The sequence below is a fragment of the Sphingobacterium sp. UBA7631 genome, assembly GCF_002483935.1.
GTDB lineage: Bacteria > Bacteroidota > Bacteroidia > Sphingobacteriales > Sphingobacteriaceae > Sphingobacterium > Sphingobacterium multivorum.
This window is the reverse complement of record NZ_DLIX01000007.1, coordinates 99,175-122,252: the sequence shown is the minus strand read 5'-3', so window position 1 is coordinate 122,252 and position 23,078 is coordinate 99,175. Positions and strand designations below refer to the sequence as shown.

General features: G+C 41.3%; 19 protein-coding genes. 10 read left to right on the top strand and 9 right to left on the bottom strand.

Features of this window, described 5'->3' with window-relative positions:
• Window positions 1-101 precede the first annotated feature (101 nt).
• From B3P16_RS12550 to miaA, 3 genes are read left to right on the top strand one after another with little or no spacing between them, the layout of a single operon-like run.
• A complete protein-coding gene (locus tag B3P16_RS12550) occupies window positions 102-1,535 on the top strand; it encodes a CCA tRNA nucleotidyltransferase (protein ID WP_112374904.1) in 1,434 nt (477 codons plus the stop codon).
• 45 nt (window positions 1,536-1,580) lie between these two features.
• Window positions 1,581-2,174, top strand: a complete 594-nt coding sequence (locus B3P16_RS12545; protein ID WP_112374903.1) for an IS1096 element passenger TnpR family protein — start codon at window positions 1,581-1,583, stop codon at window positions 2,172-2,174.
• 45 nt (window positions 2,175-2,219) lie between these two features.
• A complete protein-coding gene (miaA, locus tag B3P16_RS12540) occupies window positions 2,220-3,140 on the top strand; it encodes a tRNA (adenosine(37)-N6)-dimethylallyltransferase MiaA (protein WP_286802961.1) in 921 nt (306 codons plus the stop codon).
• 149 nt (window positions 3,141-3,289) lie between these two features.
• Here the strand turns inward: miaA and B3P16_RS12535 are convergent, their stop codons facing one another.
• Window positions 3,290-4,360 (bottom strand): branched-chain amino acid aminotransferase, encoded by a 1,071-nt coding sequence (locus tag B3P16_RS12535; protein ID WP_286843148.1) that lies wholly within the window; start codon window positions 4,358-4,360, stop codon window positions 3,290-3,292.
• A gap of 325 nt (window positions 4,361-4,685) precedes the next feature.
• Here B3P16_RS12535 and B3P16_RS12530 point away from each other — a divergent pair, with 325 nt between their 5' ends.
• Complete coding sequence (locus B3P16_RS12530; protein WP_156167568.1) at window positions 4,686-4,844, top strand: hypothetical protein; 159 nt, start codon at window positions 4,686-4,688, stop codon at window positions 4,842-4,844.
• Between the two features lie 191 nt (window positions 4,845-5,035).
• On the opposite strand, the gene B3P16_RS12525 is transcribed toward B3P16_RS12530, so the two are convergent.
• From B3P16_RS12525 to recJ, 3 genes are all read right to left on the bottom strand, one after another.
• Complete coding sequence (locus B3P16_RS12525) at window positions 5,036-6,550, bottom strand: GH3 auxin-responsive promoter family protein (RefSeq protein ID WP_286752640.1); 1,515 nt, start codon at window positions 6,548-6,550, stop codon at window positions 5,036-5,038.
• Between the two features lie 22 nt (window positions 6,551-6,572).
• Window positions 6,573-7,307: an LPS export ABC transporter ATP-binding protein gene (gene lptB / locus B3P16_RS12520; RefSeq protein ID WP_028072074.1), complete on the bottom strand. Its 735-nt coding sequence runs from the start codon at window positions 7,305-7,307 to the stop codon at window positions 6,573-6,575.
• A 151-nt stretch (window positions 7,308-7,458) separates the two neighbouring features.
• On the bottom strand, window positions 7,459-9,159 hold the full coding sequence (gene recJ, locus B3P16_RS12515) for a single-stranded-DNA-specific exonuclease RecJ (RefSeq protein ID WP_046672806.1): 1,701 nt from the start codon (window positions 9,157-9,159) through the stop codon (window positions 7,459-7,461).
• Window positions 9,160-9,273: 114 nt separating this feature from the next.
• On the opposite strand from recJ, the gene B3P16_RS12510 reads away from it, so the two are divergent.
• The gene (locus tag B3P16_RS12510; RefSeq protein ID WP_286843396.1) at window positions 9,274-10,056 is read left to right on the top strand and encodes an MBL fold metallo-hydrolase; all 783 of its coding nucleotides are present in this window, start codon (window positions 9,274-9,276) and stop codon (window positions 10,054-10,056) included.
• 48 nt (window positions 10,057-10,104) lie between these two features.
• On the opposite strand, the gene B3P16_RS12505 is transcribed toward B3P16_RS12510, so the two are convergent.
• Window positions 10,105-11,727 carry a RagB/SusD family nutrient uptake outer membrane protein gene (locus B3P16_RS12505; protein ID WP_286843147.1) on the bottom strand — a complete coding sequence of 541 codons (1,623 nt, stop codon included), beginning with the start codon at window positions 11,725-11,727 and terminating at the stop codon, window positions 10,105-10,107.
• Window positions 11,728-11,740: 13 nt separating this feature from the next.
• A complete protein-coding gene (locus B3P16_RS12500; protein ID WP_286843145.1) occupies window positions 11,741-14,770 on the bottom strand; it encodes a SusC/RagA family TonB-linked outer membrane protein in 3,030 nt (1,009 codons plus the stop codon).
• Window positions 14,771-15,293: 523 nt separating this feature from the next.
• Between B3P16_RS12500 and B3P16_RS12495 the strand changes: the two genes are divergently transcribed.
• Together B3P16_RS12495 and B3P16_RS12490 are read left to right on the top strand one after the other, a co-directional pair.
• Window positions 15,294-15,773 carry a cation:proton antiporter regulatory subunit gene (locus B3P16_RS12495; RefSeq protein WP_046672804.1) on the top strand — a complete coding sequence of 160 codons (480 nt, stop codon included), beginning with the start codon at window positions 15,294-15,296 and terminating at the stop codon, window positions 15,771-15,773.
• 3 nt (window positions 15,774-15,776) lie between these two features.
• Window positions 15,777-17,018, top strand: a complete 1,242-nt coding sequence (locus B3P16_RS12490; RefSeq protein WP_046672803.1) for a cation:proton antiporter — start codon at window positions 15,777-15,779, stop codon at window positions 17,016-17,018.
• Window positions 17,019-17,137: 119 nt separating this feature from the next.
• Here the strand turns inward: B3P16_RS12490 and B3P16_RS12485 are convergent, their stop codons facing one another.
• Together B3P16_RS12485 and B3P16_RS12480 are read right to left on the bottom strand one after the other, a co-directional pair.
• Window positions 17,138-17,467: a metal-sulfur cluster assembly factor gene (locus tag B3P16_RS12485; RefSeq protein ID WP_046672802.1), complete on the bottom strand. Its 330-nt coding sequence runs from the start codon at window positions 17,465-17,467 to the stop codon at window positions 17,138-17,140.
• Window positions 17,464-18,633 (bottom strand): glycosyltransferase family 4 protein, encoded by a 1,170-nt coding sequence (locus B3P16_RS12480; protein ID WP_286843143.1) that lies wholly within the window; start codon window positions 18,631-18,633, stop codon window positions 17,464-17,466. Before B3P16_RS12480 ends, B3P16_RS12485 begins: the two co-directional genes overlap by 4 nt.
• Before the next feature lie 111 nt (window positions 18,634-18,744).
• Here B3P16_RS12480 and B3P16_RS12475 point away from each other — a divergent pair, with 111 nt between their 5' ends.
• From B3P16_RS12475 to B3P16_RS12465, 3 genes are all read left to right on the top strand, one after another.
• Window positions 18,745-19,713, top strand: coding sequence for a polyprenyl synthetase family protein (locus B3P16_RS12475; protein ID WP_286843141.1), 969 nt, complete (start codon window positions 18,745-18,747; stop codon window positions 19,711-19,713).
• 84 nt (window positions 19,714-19,797) lie between these two features.
• Window positions 19,798-20,574, top strand: coding sequence for an amidohydrolase (locus B3P16_RS12470; protein ID WP_046672799.1), 777 nt, complete (start codon window positions 19,798-19,800; stop codon window positions 20,572-20,574).
• Between the two features lie 338 nt (window positions 20,575-20,912).
• Window positions 20,913-21,284: a MarR family winged helix-turn-helix transcriptional regulator gene (locus tag B3P16_RS12465; protein WP_227550151.1), complete on the top strand. Its 372-nt coding sequence runs from the start codon at window positions 20,913-20,915 to the stop codon at window positions 21,282-21,284.
• A gap of 99 nt (window positions 21,285-21,383) precedes the next feature.
• On the opposite strand, the gene B3P16_RS12460 is transcribed toward B3P16_RS12465, so the two are convergent.
• The gene (locus tag B3P16_RS12460; RefSeq protein ID WP_046672797.1) at window positions 21,384-22,940 is read right to left on the bottom strand and encodes an FMN-binding glutamate synthase family protein; all 1,557 of its coding nucleotides are present in this window, start codon (window positions 22,938-22,940) and stop codon (window positions 21,384-21,386) included.
• Between the last annotated feature and the right edge of the window lie 138 nt (window positions 22,941-23,078).

Below are 23,078 nucleotides of genomic sequence, written 5' to 3'. Positions count from 1 at the left end.
AGTGTCAGCGTCTTTGATCCTTGTTCAATTGTCTCTAATTCCAATACAAAAAAAATTGTTACTTTTGCAAACTGTTTGGGTTTTTACCTGCTGTTCTAACTATGTACGATAATTTACAACATCCAATATTTTCAATCATTAAGGAACTCGCCGAGACAACAAATACAGAATGTTATGTCATCGGGGGGTATGTTCGCGACTATATTATGAAGCGGCCTTTTAAGAATGATGTGGATATTGTTGTCGTCGGCAGCGGCATTGAATTTGCGACTTTACTGGGTGATAGGCTACATACTAAAGTTGCTGTCTACAAGAATTTTGGTACAGCCATGCTGGTTTATGAAGGACTCAATGTGGAGTTCGTCGGTGCCCGAAGGGAATCCTATCGTGCCAACTCGCGTAAGCCTATTGTGGAAGACGGTACCTTATCCGATGATCAAAATCGACGTGATTTTACGATCAACGCGATGGCGTTTTCATTGAATAAAGCAGATTATGGTGCTTTGGTGGATCCGTTTGACGGCGTGCAAGATCTTGAACAACGTATTATTCGAACGCCTCTAGATCCGATAGAAACGTTTTCTGATGATCCACTGCGTATGATGCGGGCTATCCGTTTTGCGACACAGCTAAATTTTAAAATCACGATTGATGCAATCAAAGCGATTAGCGATACCAAAGAGCGAATAAAGATTATCTCGAAAGAACGTATTATCGATGAAATCAATAAGATTATTCTCTCACCTAAACCGTCAGTAGGTTTTAAATATCTTTTTGATACCGGTCTCCTGGAATTGATATTTCCGGCCATGTATAATTTGCACGGGGTTGATGTCATTGATGGCAAAGGCCATAAAGATAATTTCTACCACACCTTGGAAGTGCTGGATAATGTATGTGAATTGTCTGATGACCTCTGGTTACGTTGGGCAGCGATTATGCATGATATTGCCAAACCGGCAACAAAACGTTTCGATAAAAAGCTCGGCTGGACCTTTCATGGGCACGAAGATCGTGGTGCCCGTATGGTACCAAAGCTTTTTGCCGAACTAAAGTTGCCGCTCCATGAGAAAATGAAATTTGTGCAAAAGTTGGTACAATTGCATCTTCGGCCAATTGTCTTGGCGCAGGATATCGTAACAGATTCTGCTGTACGTCGTCTGTTGTTTGAGGCTGGCGATGATATTGAAGCCCTGATGATGTTATGTCATGCGGATGTGACCACAAAAAATGAGTTTAAAAAGAAGAAATATCGTCAGAATTTTGAACTTGTCAAACAAAAATTGAAGGATGTCGAAGAGCGGGACAAGGTTCGGAACTGGCAGCCGCCGATCAGTGGCGAGGATATCATGATCCTATTTGGCTTGGCACCAGGGCGTACTGTAGGGTTGCTGAAAAATTTGATTCGCGAGGCTATTTTAGAGGGCGAGATTCCAAATTCCAGAGTAGAAGCATACCAATTTTTGGTGAAAAAAGCAGGGGAAATGAACCTGACGATCAAAGAAGAAATCCCATTGGAAATTTCCAATTCTTAAAATATAGTATTAATTTTAGAGGGTTAAAAGAAGAAAATAGCAGAGATGGCAATTTATAGATTTAGAGTTACTTTTGAGGATTATGAAGATGTATATCGTGAGATCGACATGCCTTCTAAAAGCACATTTATAGACCTACATGAGGAAATCCATAAATCAACAGGTTATGCTGCAGATGCATCTTCCTCGTTCTATGTGAGCAATGATCAGTGGAAAAAGGGAACAGAGATTGCATTCAAGCCTACACAACGTAAAAAAGATGCTGAGGTATTGTTGATGGAGAATATCCGTTTAAGTAAGTTTATCGATGATCCACATCAGAAATTTTACTACGTTTACAATTTTGATCGCCCTTATGATTTCCAGGTTGAATTGATCAAGATCTTGAAGGAAGAGGATGGAAAGGACTATCCGGCGTTGTTTAAATCTATTGGTCAGGTTCCCAAAACAATGACTGCTGCTAATTTTCCGGTCTCAGATGCTGTTGAAGAGGACGATTATGTGGAGGAAGACGATACGCAATATGGGGTCGATGATGAAGACGAACTGGATGGCTTCGACAGTGATGGTGACGATGAGGAAGAGGGCGAAGAAGGTGAAGAGCGTGAAGAATCCAGCGGCTACGAAGACGAATATTAATTAAGAAGACTTTACAGGTTCTTTCGGCCTGTGAAGTGCTATATTATGGCAAATAAAAAAACATTGATAGCCATTGTGGGGCCAACTGCTGTTGGTAAGACTACAATGGCTATTTCATTGGCACAATATTTTAAAACAGCGATCATTTCGGCTGATTCCCGTCAGTTCTATCGAGAAATGTCTATTGGTACGGCTAAACCAGATCCAGTGGAACTTGCTGCTGCTCCCCATTATTTCATTGATTCACATTCCATCACGCAGGATTATTCTGCAGGAGATTTTGAACGGGAGGCTTTACTGAAACTAGAAGAGTTATTTCAATCGCATGACGTCGTCATTATGGTAGGTGGATCAGGCTTGTTTGTACGGGCCCTATGTGAAGGATTGGATGATCTACCCAAGGCCGGAGATGAAGTGCGCGAGCGACTTAATCATGAACTTGCAGTATTGGGATTGGAGGCCTTAAAAGATCGATTGAAAAGTATTGACCCTGCATATTTTGAAACGGCGGACATCGATAATCCGCAACGTGTCGTACGGGCGCTTGAAGTTTTTGAGGCGACTGGTAAACCGATGTCATTTTACCATAAGAAAGATGTCGAAAAAAGACCTTTTGATATTCTTACCATTGGCTTGAATATGGATCGGGCAAAGTTGTATGAAAGGATCAATTTACGTGTCGATCTGATGATGAAAAATGGCTTGCTGGACGAAGTGAAAGCTTTACTTCCTTTCAGAACGAAGCCTGCATTGCTAACTGTTGGCTATGCCGAGTTGTTTGATTATCTTGATGGCAAGCAGTCTTTGGCGGAAGCGACCGAAAAAATCAAACAAAATTCGCGACGTTATGCCAAGCGACAGATTACATGGTTTAAAAAATACGGTAATACACACTGGTTCCAACCCCAGGAAACTGCCGCTATCATTGATTTTATTCAAAAGGAGCTGAGGGGAGAACATTCCTAAGGATCTGATAGGAGAGAACTTGGGCTTATCCGCGAAGATTCAAATGAAGCATATGGCCTGTGTTTCAAAGCATACCTATCGTACACAGGCAATTTAAATAGAAGAAATAAAAAAAGCCTTNNAAGGCTTTTTTTATTTCTTCTTAGAAATTACTTCACTAAATAGTTCCATCCGAATGGATCTTTTACTTTACCATAACGCAAGTCGTTGAGGTAATTCAAAACACGATTTGAAAACTCGCGGCCCGCTACTGGTGGCAAGTGATAATCTTGTCCTTCAAAACCGATACGGCTGATATCCGTAATTGTGGCTGCAGTACCAGCTGCGAAAGCTTCCGTTACTGTACCGGCTTTAATACCGTCGATTAGTTCTTGAATAGATACCTTTCTCTGCTCGGCTTTATAACCCCATTTCTCCGCCAATTCCATAATTGTACGGCGTGTCACACCGTGTAAGATTGTATCACCATGTGGTGTGATAATCGTATCGCCAATGCGGAAAATAAGGTTTGCCGTACCTGCTTCTTCAATGTATTTATGTTCAGAAGCATCTGTCCACATAATTTGGTCATAACCTTCGTCATTGGCCAATTGTGTTGGGTAAAGCGATAAGGCGTAGTTACCTGCATTTTTAGAAAAACCAACACCACCCTCTGCTGCACGTGTATAGTAGGTCTCCACTTTTAAGCTGATTGCTTTGCTATAATATGCGCCTACAGGGCCAGTGATAATGATAAATTTGTATGACTTAGAAGGGTGTACACCTAATGCCGCTTCTGTTGCGAACATAAAAGGACGGATGTACAATGATGAACCTTCTTTTGCCGGGATCCAGTTACGGTCGATGTCCAATAGTTTGCTTAGACCATCCATAAAAATCTCCTCAGGCACCTCCGGCATTTGAAGACGTGCGGCAGATTTATTGAATCTTTCCCAGTTTCTGTCCGGACGGAAGATACTCACTGTTCCATCTGCAAATTTATAAGCTTTGATTCCTTCAAAGATCGCTTGACCATAATGTAAAGCGGACATCGAAGGACTAATACTGATATCTCCATAAGGGACGATGCTGACATCTTTCCATTCACCGTCATCATAGTTTGCGACCAGCATGTGGTCGGATAAAATCTTTCCGAATTTTAGATTGTCGAAATCTACTTGCGAGAGTCTTGAATTTTGAGTTGGCTCTACGCGAATTGAATAGTTCTCTGTCGCGTTCATCTTATTATTTAATTACTTAGGCTAAGTTAGGAAAAAAATGAAATATAAGTTGCACATGTACCTGTATAATTTACCAGCCTGGCTATGCCTTTTATTTCGGACAGTTGTTCCCTATTTTACTACACTTTTTTTTGAAATGGAAGAATTTCACTTCATATCTCTCGGTTATCCTGTATTAATAATTAAATGTGTTAATTTTTTATTAATTAATACACTCTTTTCATATTATGGCATAAAGTTTGGCTGTAAAGAATGCGGTCCTTTAGATGGGCATTCTGGTCCGCAGTAACGCTATAAAATCACTTATCATAAAAATAAACTTAGTATGGAATTGACGCACAGTCTAAACAAAAGTAACGAAGTAGCAGCAGGCGATAATCGCTCCTTGTTACAGGGTGATGTTGAAGTTCAGAAGAAAGGTATTTCTATGAATTTTATTCTTGGTTTTTTTGTTTTTTTATATAAAACGGCAATTAAACCTTAACAAACCTCCATTATAGTCTAAGCTTTCTTGAGCTTATCAATTAGACGAACTCACAGCAGTTCTTTAAAACAACAAAATTCAGCAATACGAGATTAGCCAAAATAAGGTTTCCAAAAATTTTGGCTAATCTCCAGCCGGAGACCGTGCTATTATTCGGTCGCTGTGCCGTATTTTTAAGTTGATATGCCGTATTATTCGGCGAGTATTTTCAGGAGCGGCTCGAGATATTCGCGGCTGTTACTCAATCTTGGAACCTTATTTTGTCCACCTAGCTTACCTCTTGATTTCATCCATTTATAGAATGTATCTTCGGGCGCATTGTGTACAATAGGTGGTCGAAGCGCCATATTCTTAAAACGTTTGGCGTCATAATCCGAATTGATTTCACGGAGTTTAGCATCCAATATTTCACAAAAACGCTTAAAATCATTGGGTTGTTGCTCAAATTCGATCACCCATTCGTGTGCTCCGGCCTCGGCATCTTTAAAATAGACCGGTCCAGCGGTATAATCTCTGATTCGTGCCTGTGTCAATTTGCTCGCTTCGGCCAAGGCTTGTTCGGCGTTGTCAACAATAACCTCTTCGCCAAAGGTGTTAATATATTGTTTGGTTCGTCCTGAGATCTGAAAGCGATAGGGAGACAATGACGTAAACCTGATGGTATCTCCAATTTTATAACGCCACAAACCCGCATTGGTTGAAATGATCAATGCATAGTTTTTTCCGAGCTCCACCTGATCCAAACGTAAGGTTGACGGATTTTCTTCGTGCATTCGTTCAGTAGGTAAGAATTCGTAATAAATACCATAATCTAGCATGAGCAGAAGATCTTCCGAATCAGATTGATCCTGTAAGCCAAAATATCCTTCTGAGGCATTATAATTCTCGAGATAATACATGTTGTCCGAAGGGATCAATTTTTGGAATTGCTCGCGGTAAGGTTTGAAGCTCACTCCGCCATGTCCATAAAATTCTAGATTTGGCCATACCTCAAGCAAGTTGTCTTTGCCTGTAATCTCAAGAATCCGCTTGGCCATAACAATATTCCATGTCGGTACGCCAGCTAAGCTCGTTACATTTTCTTTAAGTGTAATTTGGGCAATCTGCTCAATTTTCTCTTCAAAGTTGGGGTTTAAAGTAACCTCCATATTGGGCGTTCGCTTAAATTCGGCCCAGAAAGGAAGGTTACGGATGAGGATTGATGAAAGATCACCGTAGTAGGAATCCGGACTGAAATTGTTTATTTGTGAAGAACCACCAATAACAACTGATTTTCCCGTAAATACGCGATTTTCAGGTCTATTATGACAGTATATTGTGAGCATATCTTTACCGCCCTGGAAGTGACACTCTTCGAGTGCTTCCTCACTAACGGGAATAAATTTGCTGCGATCAGATGTGGTGCCAGAAGACTTGGCAAACCATTTGATATCAGAAGGCCACAGGATATTCTGTTCTCCTTTTATCATGCGATCAACGTAGCCCTTGATATCATCATAGTCCTGTATCGGGACGCGTTCTTTGAAGATCTCTGGGGTTAATATACTTGTATAATCGTATTTTTTTCCCCATTCCGTCGCTTCAGCAGTGGCAATTAAACTCTGAAACCATTCTTCTTGTACATCGTGTGGGTATTTCATGAAAAGTTCAATCTGGTGAATTCTTTTTTTCATGAACCAAGTAAAAATGGAGTTTAATAAGGCCATAGGGGGAGGGATTCTTTAATCTTTAAAATTTTTTCCTTCTTAATTCAAAATGTCGACCGAGATAAAATTTACGGGCAAGCTCATTATCTGCAATTTCCTCAGGGGTACCCGTCAGCATGATCTTTCCTTCGGTTAGGAGGTAGGCCCTGTCCGTAATAGATAGTGTTTCCTGTACGTTGTGGTCGGTAATTAAGATGCCGATGTTACGGGTTTTGAGCTTGGCTACAATCGTCTGAATTTCTTCTACGGCGATCGGGTCAACCCCTGCAAAAGGTTCATCCAGAAGAATAAAGGATGGATTAGCAGCTAATGCTCGCGCAATTTCGGTACGTCGACGCTCACCACCGGACAACAAATCACCTCTGTTTTTACGGACACGGTGTAAGCTGAATTCTGTGAGTAGTTCTTCCAATTTTGCCAAACGTTCTTCTTTATTCGGATAATGGATTTCTAATACTGCCAGGATGTTGTTTTCTACGGAGAGCTTCCGAAAAACCGATGCTTCCTGAGCGAGATAACCTATTCCACGTTGTGCGCGTTGATACATCGCATCCTGCGTAATCTCCTGATCGTCGAGAAATACTTTCCCTTCATTGGGCTTGATAAGACCAACAATCATATAGAATGAGGTCGTTTTTCCTGCCCCATTAGGGCCCAATAACCCGACAATCTCGCCTTGTTCCACATGGAAGGAAACATTGTTGACAACGGTACGCTGCTTATATTTTTTTATGAGATGTTCTGCCTTTAAAATCATCTTCGTGGAATGTCTTGTGTTGTATGTATCTGTTCAATAGGACTAATTAAAACCCTCACCATTCTTTCATGCCTGGTATCTAATCCAGTATGGGGGGATGCCCGACCAAATCTTGTGTAAATATATTTAATATCTTCTTACTAATGCAATACTAATACTTAATCCCTTTGATGTTGAGCTGTAAGTTTCTTTTGTTGCGCCACACATTCTCTTCAATGCTGTAGCAGATGTCGAAACTTTGCCCAGAATTGATGTGTGTGATATGTTCTGCCAGTCCAAAACCGATACAGTCAAATGAAGGAGAGTCTTCTTGAATAACCGTCATCTTGAGGTGATTGGTGCCCACAATAAAAGCCTGTCCTACTGCATTTACCTTTTTACTGAGGAAAATAGGGGATTCATTTTGGGGCCCGAAAGGCTCAAACTGCTGGAGAATACGGAAGAACTTAGCATCGATATCTTTCAATGCCAACTTTGCATCGATCAAAATTTCTTGGGTCAGCATTTCAGGACTGATACGTCGCGATACCACTTCCTCAAAACGATCCTGGAATAGCGTGACATTATCTAAGGACATCGTTAGTCCGGCAGCATATTTATGACCACCAAATTGCTCCAACAAGTCAGCGCATTCGCTTAAGGCTTCATACAAGTCAAAACCCAGTACCGAACGGCAGGAACCTGCAATATGACCATTTGTTTCGGTCAATATAATCGTCGGACGGTAATATTTTTCGGTCAGACGGGAAGCGACAATACCAATGACACCTTTGTGCCAGTCGGCTTTATACAATACCGTGGATTTTCGGCTTTTAAGAAGAACATTATCCTCAATCAGTGCAAGCGCTTCTTCTGTTATTTTGAGATCAAAGTCTTTCCGTACATTGTTTTGATCGTCTATGCTAGAACTGAAATCTTTGGCTTCCTGTAGCGATTTGGAGATCAAAAGTTTGACGGCGTCCTTAGCATGGTCTATTCTGCCCGCTGCATTGATGCGGGGCCCGATCTGGAACACGATGTCGTTCACTGTAAAGATCTTCGTTCGATTATTGGATAAATCAATCAGTGCCTTTAGTCCGACGCAGGGATTCGTATTGAGTTTAATGAGACCAAAGTGGCTAAGTATTCTATTTTCGCCGGTAATAGGAACAATGTCCGAAGCAATACTCACGGCCACAAGATCCAAAAACTGATAACAGGCATTGATATCCATGCCATTGGTGAGTATAAAAGCCTGAATAATCTTAAAGCCTATTCCACAACCTGAAAGTTCTTTGTAAGGGTATTCACAGTCTGCACGCTTGGGATCTAACACGGCGTAGGCTTTGGGAAGTTCCTCACCGGGAAGGTGGTGGTCGCCAATGATAAAATCAATTCCTTTGCTATTTGCGTAATCTATTTTATCGATTGCCTTGATACCGCAGTCCAATGCAATAATTAAGCTGAAACCATTTGCTGCGGCATAGTCAATACCCTGTGTGGAGATTCCATAGCCTTCGGCATAGCGGTCTGGAATATAAAACTCCAGCTGGCTATGAAATTCCCTGAAAAAACTATAAACAACGGCAACAGCTGTTGTACCGTCTACGTCATAGTCTCCATAGATGAGTATTTTTTCTTTGTTGCCAATGGCTTGGATGATCCGGGTGATGGCTTTTTCCATGTCCCGCATCAAAAATGGATCGTGCAAATCCGATAATTGAGGCCTAAAAAACTGCTTTGATTCGTCAAAAGTCTCCACTCCTCTGCTCACGAGCAACTCTGCCAAGACAGTGTTGATGTTTAATTCCTCGCGCAGTTTGTTGGTTATTTTGACATCAGTTTTAGATTTTAGTACCCACCTTTTTTGCATATCTTTGCACAATATTTTAAGTGTAAATATACGTTTTAAGGCTGGACTTACCTAATTCCTAAACCCGGTATTGATCCGCTGTTGCTTAACGTGCATATTCCCAATGTTTTAAATATGGTGCAGGCTTATTCTTTATATGAAGGTTCTTTTTCAGTCGACAAAAGCAGAAAATTTATACCCTTTGATCCGTTAATAGACAAGCCCCAGGACCGGCCAGGCTCCCTATTTATTCAAGTTCACCCCTTTTTGATCGAAACTGATGCGGGACTTGTACTCTGTGATACCGGTCTTGGCTATACCGATGACAGTGGCGTGCTACAACTGCATCATAATATCCGTAAGGCTGGCTTTGAACCGGAAGATGTAAAATATGTACTGATGTCTCATCTTCATAAGGATCATGCTGGGGGGATGGTCACATTTGAAAACGGAACCGGACGCATCGCATTTCCTGAAGCCGAATATATTGTTCAGCGTGGCGAGTGGGAAGATGCTTATTCAGGCATCTCCAGTTCATATAGAACCGAGATTTTTGATGTGATTCAGCGCAGTGGAAATTTGGTTCTGGTGGAAGGTGAAGGTAGAATAAATACAGAAATCAGCTATGCGCTCAATGGTGGACATACAGCACATCATCAGGCATTTCATATTCAAACGGGCGACCAGCACTATTTCTTTGGCGGAGATGTATTACCTGAGCCTGAAGAAATTTTCCATAACTATGTTGCCAAATATGATTTTGATGGTCGGCGCTCCAAAGCGTTGCGTCAGGAGTACTGGGCAGAAGGTGCACCAGCGGGCTGGATTTTTTTGTTTTACCATTCAAAAAATATCACCATTGGTCGTAGTCAGATCCGGGAAGATGGCACCTATAAACTGATTGAAGCAAAGTCGTAAAAGAAAAAACCTCCATGGCCTTTGGGCTCATGAAGGTTTTTGGAAGGTTTAGTATCCCGGATTTTGTGGGAAGGCTGCACCAGTGTTACTGTCGATAACTTCTTGTGGAATAGGCCAAAGAATAAATTCTTTTTTCACCACATTTTTCGATTGTGTGTTTAACGTTTGCACGCGGCGTAAAAAGACATCCTCACCGAAACGGGCAAGGGTCATGCGACGCATTTCCTCACCAATAAGCTCGCGGGCGCGTTCGTCGAGAATCAAATCCGCATTGATCGCTGCGGCATCGATTAATGACGCTTTTGCACGGGCACGGACAGCATTGATGGCATCCTTAGCTTGTGCCGGTTTATTGGCACGCCAGTATGCTTCAGCCAATAGTAGGTAAGTTTCGGCCAAACGTACTTTCACACGGTCCTTCATATTTCCTTCAAATGCAGGGTCAACAGCTGTCTTTCCGTAGAAAAATTTGGTTGTTGTCGGGAATACGTTGCCTGATTCTTTGATCGCGTCAGTAAGTACGATCTTCTTACCATAAAGTTCAGGTACGGAAGGATCGTTATAATACCAATCGCGTTTGATATTGAAAGAAGAATTTCTGACATCCTGTTTTTCATAACTATCCAGCCACCATTGATAAGGGCGTACGTGCCCAAGACCTCTTCCTCCAAGTGAGTCGGCCAAGGCAAATCCTTTTTGTTGTGAATAGAAAGGTACCCACGCGCGTTTGCTCCAATCGGTATAGCGGTCGCCGCCCCCTTGTGTATTGTATTCCAATTGGATGGCCCAGATGGTTTCTTGATTGCCGGAGCCGCGATTTTGATTGTTTTCAATAAACATATCGTGGAAATAATCCCCGGGTTTATCTTTTTCGGCACCAAAACGTTGATCGTTCAATTTAAAGTAGCCACTTTGAACCACTTTGTTGGCAGCCTCTACAGCTAAATCTGGCTGTCCAGCTTCGATATATGCTTCTGCCAGGTAGTGTAGAGCAGCCCATTTCGTCAATTTACCTTCCTGAATTGTACCTGGATTGTCGGGTAGGTTTTCACTTGCATACTTTAGGTCTTCAATCATGTGCGTTAAGATTTCAGCTTTCGGTGTACGGGTGAAATCACGACGGGGTGTTTCGGATACCTTGTCCACCCAAGGCACATCGCCATATAAGTTGACTAAGTAGCGATAGCTATAGGCGCGGAAGAAACGGGCCGTTGCTTCTACACGTTTTGGATCGTTATCCTTGTCTGTCCAGCTGATGCCATCCTTTTTTAAAGCCTCGAGGATGGTATTGGTATTACCAATAAATCCGTAGGCATATTTCCAATAATTGCGGACATAAGACGAAGCAGGATTTAGCGTATAATTGCTGAATGGAGCCAATGTAGCGTCTGTACCTGTAGTTTTGATAGCGACGATATCTGTTCCGACCTGTAGCGCCTCCTGTGGAGTTGCTCCCTGGGAAAAGATACTACCGTTCCAGGTCAGGAATTCCATGCGGGCATAAGAGTATAAACCATTTAGGCCAGTTTCGAAGCCTTTCGTATTAATATAGGTATTATCAGGTGACTGAAAGCTGCTGGTGTCTTCATTTAAGAAGTTCTTGCTGCAGCCTGTAAAAAGTAAGCTTAGGCCAGCTAGTATTGCATATAAAGTTGTATTTCTTTTCTTCATGATCTTGATGTGTTTAGAATTGGACATTTACTCCCAATGAGAATGTTCTTGCAACAGGATAAGGACTGGCAATATTTGTCGTTGTTGGATTACCTGTGGTCGAACTCACGCTCAATGCCTCTACGTTGTAACCTTTGATTTTGGAGAATGTATAGAGGTTACGGGCGTTGATAAATGCTTTAATGGAAGAGAGATTCAATCTTTTTAGAAAATCGCCGTCAAAGGTATAGCCCAAGCTAAAGTCTCTAATTCGCCAATAGGATGAATTGATATAATAAGTATGGTTATTTACTGGCGTATATCCAGGCGATGGAATATCTGTATTGGTGCGCTCTGGCGTCCAGTAAGGCATGTCGGCAAGGTAATTGGCACCGTTGTTAGGTAAGAAACGTTCGATGTTTTTGAAATCATCTATTTTCGTTCCGCCAAAGGCTCCATTCATAAAGAACGACAGGGAGAAATTTTTGTACGTGAAATCATTGCCAATACCGAGTGTATAAGGTGATATCTTGTTCCCCATCATGGTACGGTCATTGGCGTCGATTTTACCGTCATTGTTGAGATCTGCTAACTTGGCATCGCCAGGTTTCGCTTTAGGCTGATAGGAGTTTGCGATGTCGTCGCCCTCTTGCCATACACCAATGACTTTATAATCGTAGAAAATACGGATAGGCTTTCCGATTAACCAGGCATTGGTCAAATCATCTTTTCCATCCGCGCGCAGTTTGGTGATTTTATTGTTGTTATAGGCAAAGGTCGTATTGACGTTCCATTGGAAATTGTCATTTTTGACCGGTATGGCATTCAAGGTAACTTCGATCCCTTTGTTTGAGGTTTCACCGATATTGGTCAAAATAGTGTTATAACCGTTCATGACAGGAACCTGTTCACTTAATAAAAGATCCGATGTCTTAGAGGAGTAGTAGTCGATCGTTCCTGAAAGTCTATTTTTGAGAATACCAAAATCCAAACCAAGGTTTAATGAAGCTGTTGTTTCCCACGTTAGATTACTTCCACGGCCATTGAAATTCATCACAAGTCCTTTGACGGGGTCAAGACCATAGATATAATCGACGTTAGTCAGACGGTCGTAAGTTTGATATGGCGATACGGCCTGGTTTCCATTTTTACCATAAGAAACACGAAGTTTTAATAAATCGAAATAATCCTGCACATTTCCTTCTTTAGAAACCACCCAGGCTCCTGCAACGGATGGGAAAAATGCATATCGGTTGTTGATCGAGAATGCACTATAACCGTCCGAACGACCGGTTAAAGTTAATAGGTAACGATCCTTAAAAGCATAGTTGATTCTTCCCATGTAGGAAATCATCGCTGTATTTTGCAGATTAGATTCGATCTTAAGATTTTTAGAGGCAGAGGCCATGTTGTTATATCCGGCATCTGATACAAAATCGTCTCCGTTCATTCTTGAAGTTTTCAAATTTGTTTTCTGCGAAGAATAGAGACCCACGACATTGATCTTGTGGTCACCAAAGGTACGGTCATAGGTCAAAAGATTTTCCCAGGTCCAGTCCCAAAAATGCTCATTGTAAATTGATCCGGTACCATTTACGCCACGTCCTGTAACCGTATTTGAACCGTAATAGGAGTTTTCATTAATATTTCGGTAGTTGGTTCCGAATGTGGTTTTGAAACTTAATCCTTCAATAGGGAGTTTCACATCAAGCCAAGTATTCGCATAGACTGTTCTTCTGGTCTGATCCCATTGGCCTTTTTCGTCTGCAAAAGGATGTGCCCATAGTGTTTGTGCATACATCGGGTACGTTATAGCAGTACCATCGGCATCGCGGTTTTTACTGTAAGGGGAAAGTTTTACAACACTCTCGAGGTTGGGCTGTACGCCGTCGCGGTTCCCTTGAGAAGCCTGCATGGTCATTCCTAGCTTTAACCAAGAGCTTAAACTTTGATTGAGGTTCAGATTGACATTGTATCTTTCGTATGGCGTATTTTTTACAACGCCATCTTGATTTAGGTAGCTCACAGATGCATAATAATCGGATTTATCCGTTCCGCCCGAAAAACTGAGTTGATGTTCCTGAACAGGAGCGCCGCTATTGAATACTTCATCCTGCCAATTGACTTCTTCCCCTTTTTTGTATTGTTCCAATACGTTGGCAAAAAGATAATTCTCTGGGTTAAGCTGATCGCCGGTTTTTCCTTTCGAAGCCTGATAATCACGCATAAATTGAATGTATTGTGGGCCGTTCATCAATTTAAGACGACGTTCTACACTTTGTACCCCAAAATAACCGTTATAATTGATGCGTGCTTTTCCTGCCGCACCCTTTTTTGAGGTGATGAGGATAACGCCATTTGCAGCTCTTGAACCATAGATTGCAGTGGATGAGGCATCTTTCAATACCGAGATACTGGCAATTGTATTGGAAGAGATATCACCCAAGGAACCACTAAAAGGAATTCCATCCAAGATAATTAGGGGTGCATTGGACGCGGATATCGAGTTCTCACCGCGGATATTGATCGAAGCTGTTTCACCAGGTTTGGCTGAACCGGAATTGATCGCTAGACCAGAAATCTTACCTTGAAGTTTATCGACAACATTCGGTGAATTTATTCGTTCTAGGGATTTTGCTTCCACTGTAGCGATACTTCCTGTCAAATCGCTCTTTTTCTGTTTACCATAACCTACGACCACAACTTCATCCAAAACATCCTCGGATTTTGTCAAGGTTATTTGTGCTGCTTGTGCCGCGGAGACTTCTTTCGCGGTAAATCCGATCGAGTTAAATGTTAGGATGGCATTTTTTGAACTGACGTTCAGTGAGAAGATTCCGTCTTGATTGGTTGTCGTTGCTGCCGCTTTACCTTTTTCAGAAACGGTAACCCCGCTTATTGGTTTCCCGGTTTCATCAACGACCTTTCCGGAGACGACCTGCTGAAAGGGTGAAAGACTGGTTATTGCAACCAAATTACGTGGGTTCGCTACCCCGTAAATAGGTGCCGCTAATGACAAGATTGATAATGGTGTCAGAAGGATGAGATGACTCTTTTTGACCATAGGTGTGTAATTTAGATTCAGTAAGTGTTTAATGCGGCAATTATAAAGAAATAAACCTTTGGCAATTCTATTGCTTCTTGGAACAAACGATTGCATGAACTACGAAAACGTTATAGAAATGGGTATTTGTAATGAAAATTGGAGCTAATAAAAGCTGATTTGTTCTGTTAGGAACTCGGATCGTTAATAGCCTATGTACCTCGAGCGCTTTTAGTGTTGTTCAGTTATGTCATCACGAAGCCATACGTCGAAAAAAAGGGATGAAATCGGTTAAAAGAGTCGTTTTTCTGCTCTTTTTTTAGTATTTTGGGGTAATTTGCTCTTTGTAGCCCATCCCGTTAGCTACCTGCGGATTCGTTTAAGATTGATTTTTTGGGTAAATTTGTGTTTTAGTAGCTAAGGGCTGATGCTGTTTTTTCTGAAAGTCTTTGTTTTTGTAGTAAGAATCTTCAGCTTGCTTTTGTAATTGTTGGATACAACGTTATGAAGCTTATATTATTAGTATTTATTTAAATAGAAGATTATGTCTATTGTAAGAGAGTCCGATCTGATTGGAATTGGAAAAAAATTTCAAATTGAAACCGATGCGGGAGACAATATGGTTGTTGTTATCCATGACGATGGTAGACGGGAACTTTATCGCTATGATGACGAGGAGCATGAGTCACGTTGCGTCATGACACTCAATGACGATGAATCTCGGCAGATTGCGGGTATTATCGGTGGCTTGTCCTACAAGCCTAAAGCTTTGGAGACAATTGAAGTCGCTTTGGACGATTTACGCATTGAATGGTACAAAGTGGAAGGCAAAAATGAGGGTGCTGGTAAGACAATTGGAGAGCTGGAAGTTCGTCAACGTACAGGTGCATCGATTATTGCTGGGATACGGGATGATGATACGGTTATCAATCCAGGACCGTCTTATTTGATTAGCCCAGGTACCACACTTGTCATTGCTGGAAAGAAGAATAATATTAAACTTTTGAAGGAAATTTTACTGTAATTTATGCTATCACATACCTTAATTCTGGAAATTGGAATCGCTGTAGGACTTGTTGCCATTGTTGGCCTCATCGCCAATAAGCTTAAGTTTTCTGTTATTCCATTTTTCATTATTATAGGAATGGTTTTGGGACAGCACGCTCCGCAGGTTGGTCTGGTGGATTTAACATTTACAGAGAGTAAACCTTTTATCGATTTCATGGGACGGTTGGGCGTATTGTTCCTGTTGTTCTACCTTGGCCTTGAGTTTTCGGTCAATCGGCTGATTAAGTCCGGTAAAGCAATTGTCACCGGTGGGACAATTTACGTCTTATTGAACTTTACCTCAGGGTTGTTGATTGGTTGGTTGATGGATATGCCATTTAAGGAAATGATGGTGTTATGTGGTATCATGACGAGTTCATCCACGGCGATTGTTGCAAAGGTTCTTACAGATCTCAAACGCACAGCCAACCCGGAGACGGAGGTCATCATGGGGATGATTATGTTCGATGACCTGTTTATAGCGATGCATATTTCTTTCCTTTCGGGCCTGATACTAACAGGAAGCAGTTCGTTTTGGACGGTAGCTGGAACTTCCTTACTGGCTTTGGGATTTATATTGGCCTTTTTGATTTTAGGCAGAAAATTGGTGCCTGCGATCGATCGCTTATTGAAGGAGAAAACTTCTGAATTATTTATATTGATCATCTTTGCCTTACTTTTTATTGTGGCAGGTTTCTCCGAAACCATCCATGTTGCGGAGGCTATCGGGGCATTGATGGCCGGCTTGGTTTTGGCAGATTCGCAATACATCAAAAAGATTGAATCGATGGTACTGCCCTATAAGGACTTTTTTGGGGCCATGTTTTTCTTTAGTTTCGGATTGTCTATTGACATTATGTCCCTTGGAGGAGCTGTCTTTTGGGCTTCGATTGCAGCGCTGGTGACGGTGATGGGGAATCTTGCTTCGGGCTATTTTGCAGCTAAATTTTCGGGTATGAAACCTAAAACGTCCTTTGATATTGGCTTTACCTTGTCTGCACGGGGGGAGTTTTCCATTATCATGGCAAATATTGGTAAAGCAGGGGCTTTATTACCCGTTATTCAATCCTTTGTGGTCGTATATGTGCTCATTCTTTCCATTGTATCCCCACTATTGACCAAAGAGTCACGTAAGCTTTGGAAATTACTTTTCGGTGCGGATGCCAATAGTGCCAAGCCTTTGAAAAAGTTGAGCGATTTGGAAAACAATCAGGGCAGATAGACCTGCGGATAGGGTACAGCTCAAACGATGTTTTAGGAGAGGCATATAGCATATACAAACAAAACAGGGCTTTCCAATATTCTTGGATAGCCCTGTTTTGTTTGATTAGTCGGTGAATTTTACAAAAAACCCAGCTCCAGTTTTGCTTCTTCAGACATCATGTCTTTTGTCCAGGGTGGATCAAATGTCAATTCGACCAATGCTTCTTTGACACCTGCTACAGCAGCAACTTTTTCTTGAACTTCATTCATGATTTCGCCTGCCACGGGGCAGCCAGGAGCAGTCAGCGTCATTACAATCTTTGCAATACCCTCTTCCTTCGTAATGATTTCATATACAAGCCCCAAATCCACAATATTTGCGGGTTTCAGTTCAGGATCATAAATTGTTTCCAGTACAGCTTGGATTTGTGGCGCTAGACCCAGTTTATCTAATACAATGATACTCATTTATTCCGTTTTTTATCGTGAATAGCGTCCTGATAGATCGCTAATAATTTCGCTTCATTTATTTCAGGCGTAAAATTACTAAAATAGTAAGCAATACAGGTCTTTCTTATCTCATCTTTTTCATTTGTTGTTTTTGTGCTCCACTCCGTTAAGCATTGGATAATATCGTTTTTGTTATGGGGATCGAACGTTTGTCCTGTTTTGCCGGGGATAATCAGTTCGGGGAGCGGGCCTAAATTGGAGCAAAGCACAGCTGTTCCGACTGAATAAGCCTCAAGAATCGTAATCGGCATCCCTTCAAAACAAATCGATGGTACAAGTAAAGCCTGTGCTTTGGCTATCAAGGGAAGTATTTCTGATCTTTTTTTAAAACCGAGGTAGGAAATATTCGCCTGGTGTTTAATGCTTCTCAAAACCTCATTTTCGAGCGGACCGCCGCCGATAATTGCTAGTTGAAAATCTGTGCCGATGAAAGCATCGATCAGCTGTAATATCCCCTTTTCATCTGAAAGACGACCGACATATACAAAGTGGGCCTGCGGACCCTCTGGTGCTATTGTCGTAGGAAAGACAAAATTCGGTTTGATCTCGAATTTAGTAGGCGGAAGATGCAAGGTCGATTCAACGAATATGTTCTTTGCAAAGGAGCTTAAATTGATGTAGCGATTTACTTTTGCCCAAGTTCCAATTTTGCGGTGAAACCAGTAATTCAGTGCGAGAAGAAATGTTTTTACTATCGAGTTGTTAAATGCTTTTTGTCGGACGGCTGTCCACGGAAACTCCTCTTGGAGTGAGTCCAGAAAGAGACGGTTGTGATGGTACAGTGTCGCCGAAGGGCATAGTAAACGAAAATTGTGCAGGGTCATGACCTGGGGGACGCCGAGTTTGGCAATGGTACGCACGATAATCGGGCCTGCTGCATAATGCGTGTTGTGAACGTGAACGATGTCTGGTTTAAACGCCCGAATTATTTTTTTGACACGTTGAGCAGCGCAAATATTCCAAAAAGATCCTATTGTCTGTAGTGCACCCTGCAACCCCTTTTTATTTTGAAAGGTTAGCGTTTGGACCTCATGTCCTTGCGCGAGGAGGGAAGATTCCTGCTGAAATACAGTGTCTTCACCACCAGGATCTTGATAAAATGTATGGATAATCAGTATGCGCATAATAAAAGACTTATACAAATGTACAATTTTGAGGTGACTTCCTTTAAAGGGACAAAATTGCCATTTCTATATGATTATTGCTATATTCGCAAGATTCGATCGTAAAGATATATGCAACATTTACAACAACTCGTGATAGAGGCGATAGAGACAAGTCAATTTCCTGAAACACCATCAAATTTATATGATCCGATACGGTATATATTGACTTTGGGCGGAAAGAGGGTTCGACCTATGCTGACATTGATGGCCGCCGAATTATTCGGCATGCAAGAGATGGAGGAAATTATCCCTGCTGCCAAAGCAGTGGAGTTTTTTCATAACTTTTCACTGATCCACGATGATCTGATGGATAAGGCTCCTTTAAGAAGAGGTAAAACGACAGTTCACGAAAAGTGGGATGCTAATATTGCCATATTGTCTGGAGACGGCTTGTTGGTCAAAGCGTATGAGGAAATTTCAAAGTGTAATCCTATTTACTTGCCTGCAACTTTGAAAATTTTGAGTAAAGTGGCTATGGAGGTATGTGAAGGCCAGCAATTAGATATGGATTATGAGAGCCGGGATTCGCTGACAATGCCTGAGTATCTTGAGATGATCCGTCTTAAAACTTCGGTGTTATTGGGCGGAGCATTACAGTTGGGGGCTATTCTGTCGGGAGCAGATGAACAGCAACAGCAGCTGATCTACGATTTTGGAGAGAACGTAGGCTTAGCATTTCAATTACAGGACGATATCTTGGATGCATATGGAGATCCAGATACCTTTGGAAAGATTGTTGGTGGTGATATCATGATCAATAAAAAAACTTTTTTATTGGTGAAGTTGATGGCAGTAATTTCGGATGATGATAAGACGGTTTTACAAGCCCTATTAAATGCCACTATAGAGACTGCTCCATCAAAAGTAGCGGATATGCTTGCCTTATACGACAAGTATGCGATTAAAACTGCGGCCGACGAGTTGAAAGATAGCTATACACAACGGGCATTTGAAAAAATGAAAGCATTGAATGTACCAAATGATCGCAAAGAAGCGTTAATAGTGTTAGCAAATAACCTTTTGGTAAGACAGCAATAAGTATAAATTCTATTAAAATTCGTATCTTGCCATTAAATGTTTTTTTTGTAAGAAAATAATTAAATAAATTTTTAGATTACGTTCATGGAGCCTTTAAAAATCACCGTATTTCAAGCATATTTATTCTGGGAAAATATTGAGAAGAATCTAAATAATCTAGCCTTGAGACTTTCCTCATTGCGTGAGAAAACGGATGTTATTATTCTCCCCGAAATGTTTAATACAGGCTTCACGAATAATGTCGAGAAATGTGCAGAACCTGCAAATGGACCTACGACAAGATGGCTATTTGAAATGGCAAGCTCACTTAACTGTGTTGTTGCCGGTTCTTTGATTATCGAAGAAGGTGGGAAATACTATAATCGCTTTGTATGGATGTTTCCAGACGGTAAATATGTAAAATATGATAAACGTCATCTTTTCGGATTATCCAAAGAAAGCGAGTACTTTGAGCCAGGAAATGAACGTATCCTGGTCGATATCAAAGGATGGAAAATCTGCCCGATGATCTGTTATGACCTGAGATTCCCAGTCTGGTCTAAAAATCAAAACGGAGCATATGATATTTTAGTGTATACCGCCAGCTGGCCAGACAAGCGCTCAGCACATTGGAGAGCTCTTATTCCGGCACGTGCAATAGAAAACCAAGCTTATGTTGTTGGGGTAAACCGTGTTGGGCACGACGGTAATGATATTTACTATTCTGGTGGCTCTATGTGTATATCCCCTCTTGGTGACGTGGTGTATTATAAACCGGAAGATGAGGACTTGTATACCTTTACCTTAAATCCGAACGACCTGTTGGAAGCACGTGAGAAATTTCCTTTCTTAAAAGATTCCGATTCTTTTACAATCGGATAACATCCTCTAAATTAGGTACAATTGCAAGCATTTATTTTGTTTGTATCCTTTTTATTTATTAAATTCAGTCTAGTATAAATCAAATTGTTATGATTTATCAACATCTACTTATGACATGTTGATAAAATTTTGTTTGAGACAGCTATATTAAAGCGTAATTTAGGCTAACTATTAGCCAAAATACGTTTAGCTTTTTCTCAAATTGATTGAAAGACGACGTTTTATTATTAAAATAAGTTGCGTAAACAACCATAACCATTATTCATATGTTAGACCAAGATTTAGTATCACAAGAGTATTTTTATAATTTCTTAACAGGGAAATACTCAATTGCAGTTATGCGGAGATTACAGCGTAATCTCAAGGAGGCCGGGTTAAACATTACTTCTGAACAATGGAGTATCATGTATAACCTGTGGGTGGAAGAGGGGCTTACCCAGCAGGAGCTTGCTGTGCGCACATTTCGAGATAAACCAAGTGTCACTCGATTAATTAATAACCTGGAACGCGTAAATCTGGTTATTCGTGTTAATGATAAAAACGACAGACGGTCCAATCTGATCTATTTAACAAAAATCGGGCGGAAGATGAAGGATGAAGGAATGAAGCAGGCAAAAAATACAATTGAACAGGCCTTAGGGGGATTGGCCGACGATCAAATTACTTTATCAAATACGATTCTGCACCGCGTATTGTTTAATTTGAAATAAAGATATTAGCGGGTTTTATCCTGTAAGGGAACTATCAAGGTATAAAAAAAGGTCCCCTATGAATACATGGGGGACCTTCTTTTTATGAATTGCTAGCAATTAATCTTCGAAAAGTTTGCTTTCGAAATCGGTGTGGCTATTGACTAATTTACCTTCAGTACCGAAATAGATTTCCTGAAAACTGAGCGTCCGGATTGCATCTACCTTACGATAGAATTTATCTGCCGATACATCCGAAAGTGTTTTGAAACCACAAGCTTCCATAATTTCAACTGTCGCACGTAATGTGTTTCGGTGGAACTGGGCGACGCGTACATATTTGTCATTTACGTCGAGTCCTTTGTATAAATGCGGCTGTTGTGTGGCAACCCCAACCGGACAGACGTCTTCATTACATTTAAGTGCCTGAATACAACCTAAAGCGAACATCATACCGCGAGCACTATAACATGCATCTGCGCCTAAGGCAATGACTTTCAAGATATCGAAACCTGTTACGATACGGCTTGATACAATAACTTTAATGTGTTTTTTTAAACCAAAAGCAATCAAGGTTTTCGTTACAAATGCCAATGCATCGTATAGTGGCATCCCCAAGTTATCTGTAAACTCAAGTGGAGCAGCTCCCGTACCACCTTCTGATCCATCTACGGAGATAAAATCCGGGAAGATTTGCGTGTTTTGCATGGCATGACAGATGTCGATAAACTCATGTTTATCGCCGATACAAATTTTGAAGCCAATAGGCTTTCCACCGGATAGCTCGCGCAGCTGTTGTATGAAGTGCATCATTTCAGTCGGTGAAGAGAAAGCACTATGTGCTGGTGGCGACATCACGTCCGTTCCAGGAATGACGTGACGGATAGCAGCGACTTCAGGGGTGTTTTTTGCCGCCGGAAGTATACCGCCATGACCAGGTTTAGCGCCTTGCGAGAGTTTCAATTCGACCATCTTCACGTTTTCACGGTTGGATTTTTCTCTGAAAAGTTCGGGATCAAATTTTCCCTCCTTATTGCGGCAGCCAAAATAACCTGTACCGACCTGCCAGATTAAATCACCTCCATTGTTGTGGTAATCGCTGATCCCCCCTTCGCCGGTATTGTGTGCAAAGTTTTGAAGGGCAGCACCTTTATTTAGTGCCGTTATCGCTGTTTTACTCAACGCACCATAACTCATAGCCGAGATGTTGAACACACTTAAGCTATAAGGTTTCTTACAGGCTGCATTTCCTACCGTGGTACGCAGATCGTGGTTTTCGATATGGCAAGGGAAAACAGAGTGCGCAGCCCATTCATTCCCGACAGCCTGTGGATCTGTCTGCATACCAAATGCCACAGTTTCCCGTTGATTTTTTGCACGTTGGTATACGATCGAACGTTGTCTTCTGTTGAAAGGACGTCCATCCATATCCGATTCCCAAAAATATTGTCTCAACTCGGGACGAATAGATTCGAAGATATAACGAAAATATCCAACTAAAGGATAGTTGCGCAGAATGGCATGTTTGGTCTGGAAACTATGATATAACGCGATCAATAGCAACGGAAATGGGATAATAAGCAGCCAAAACCAGCTTGATGTAAATATAAATCCAAATGATACAATGATTAAATTAATCACAATCATTATTGAAAGAATGAGTTTTCTAACTTCCATAGAAAATACGATTGTTTAGTTTTAATTCGCTATTTTAATGTTTAGCCCAACTGACTATTTTATTACTCAATTAGCATTCCAAAATGCGCTTTTGGACGAAGCAAATGTACTAAAGTTCCTGAAGTAAATGGATATATT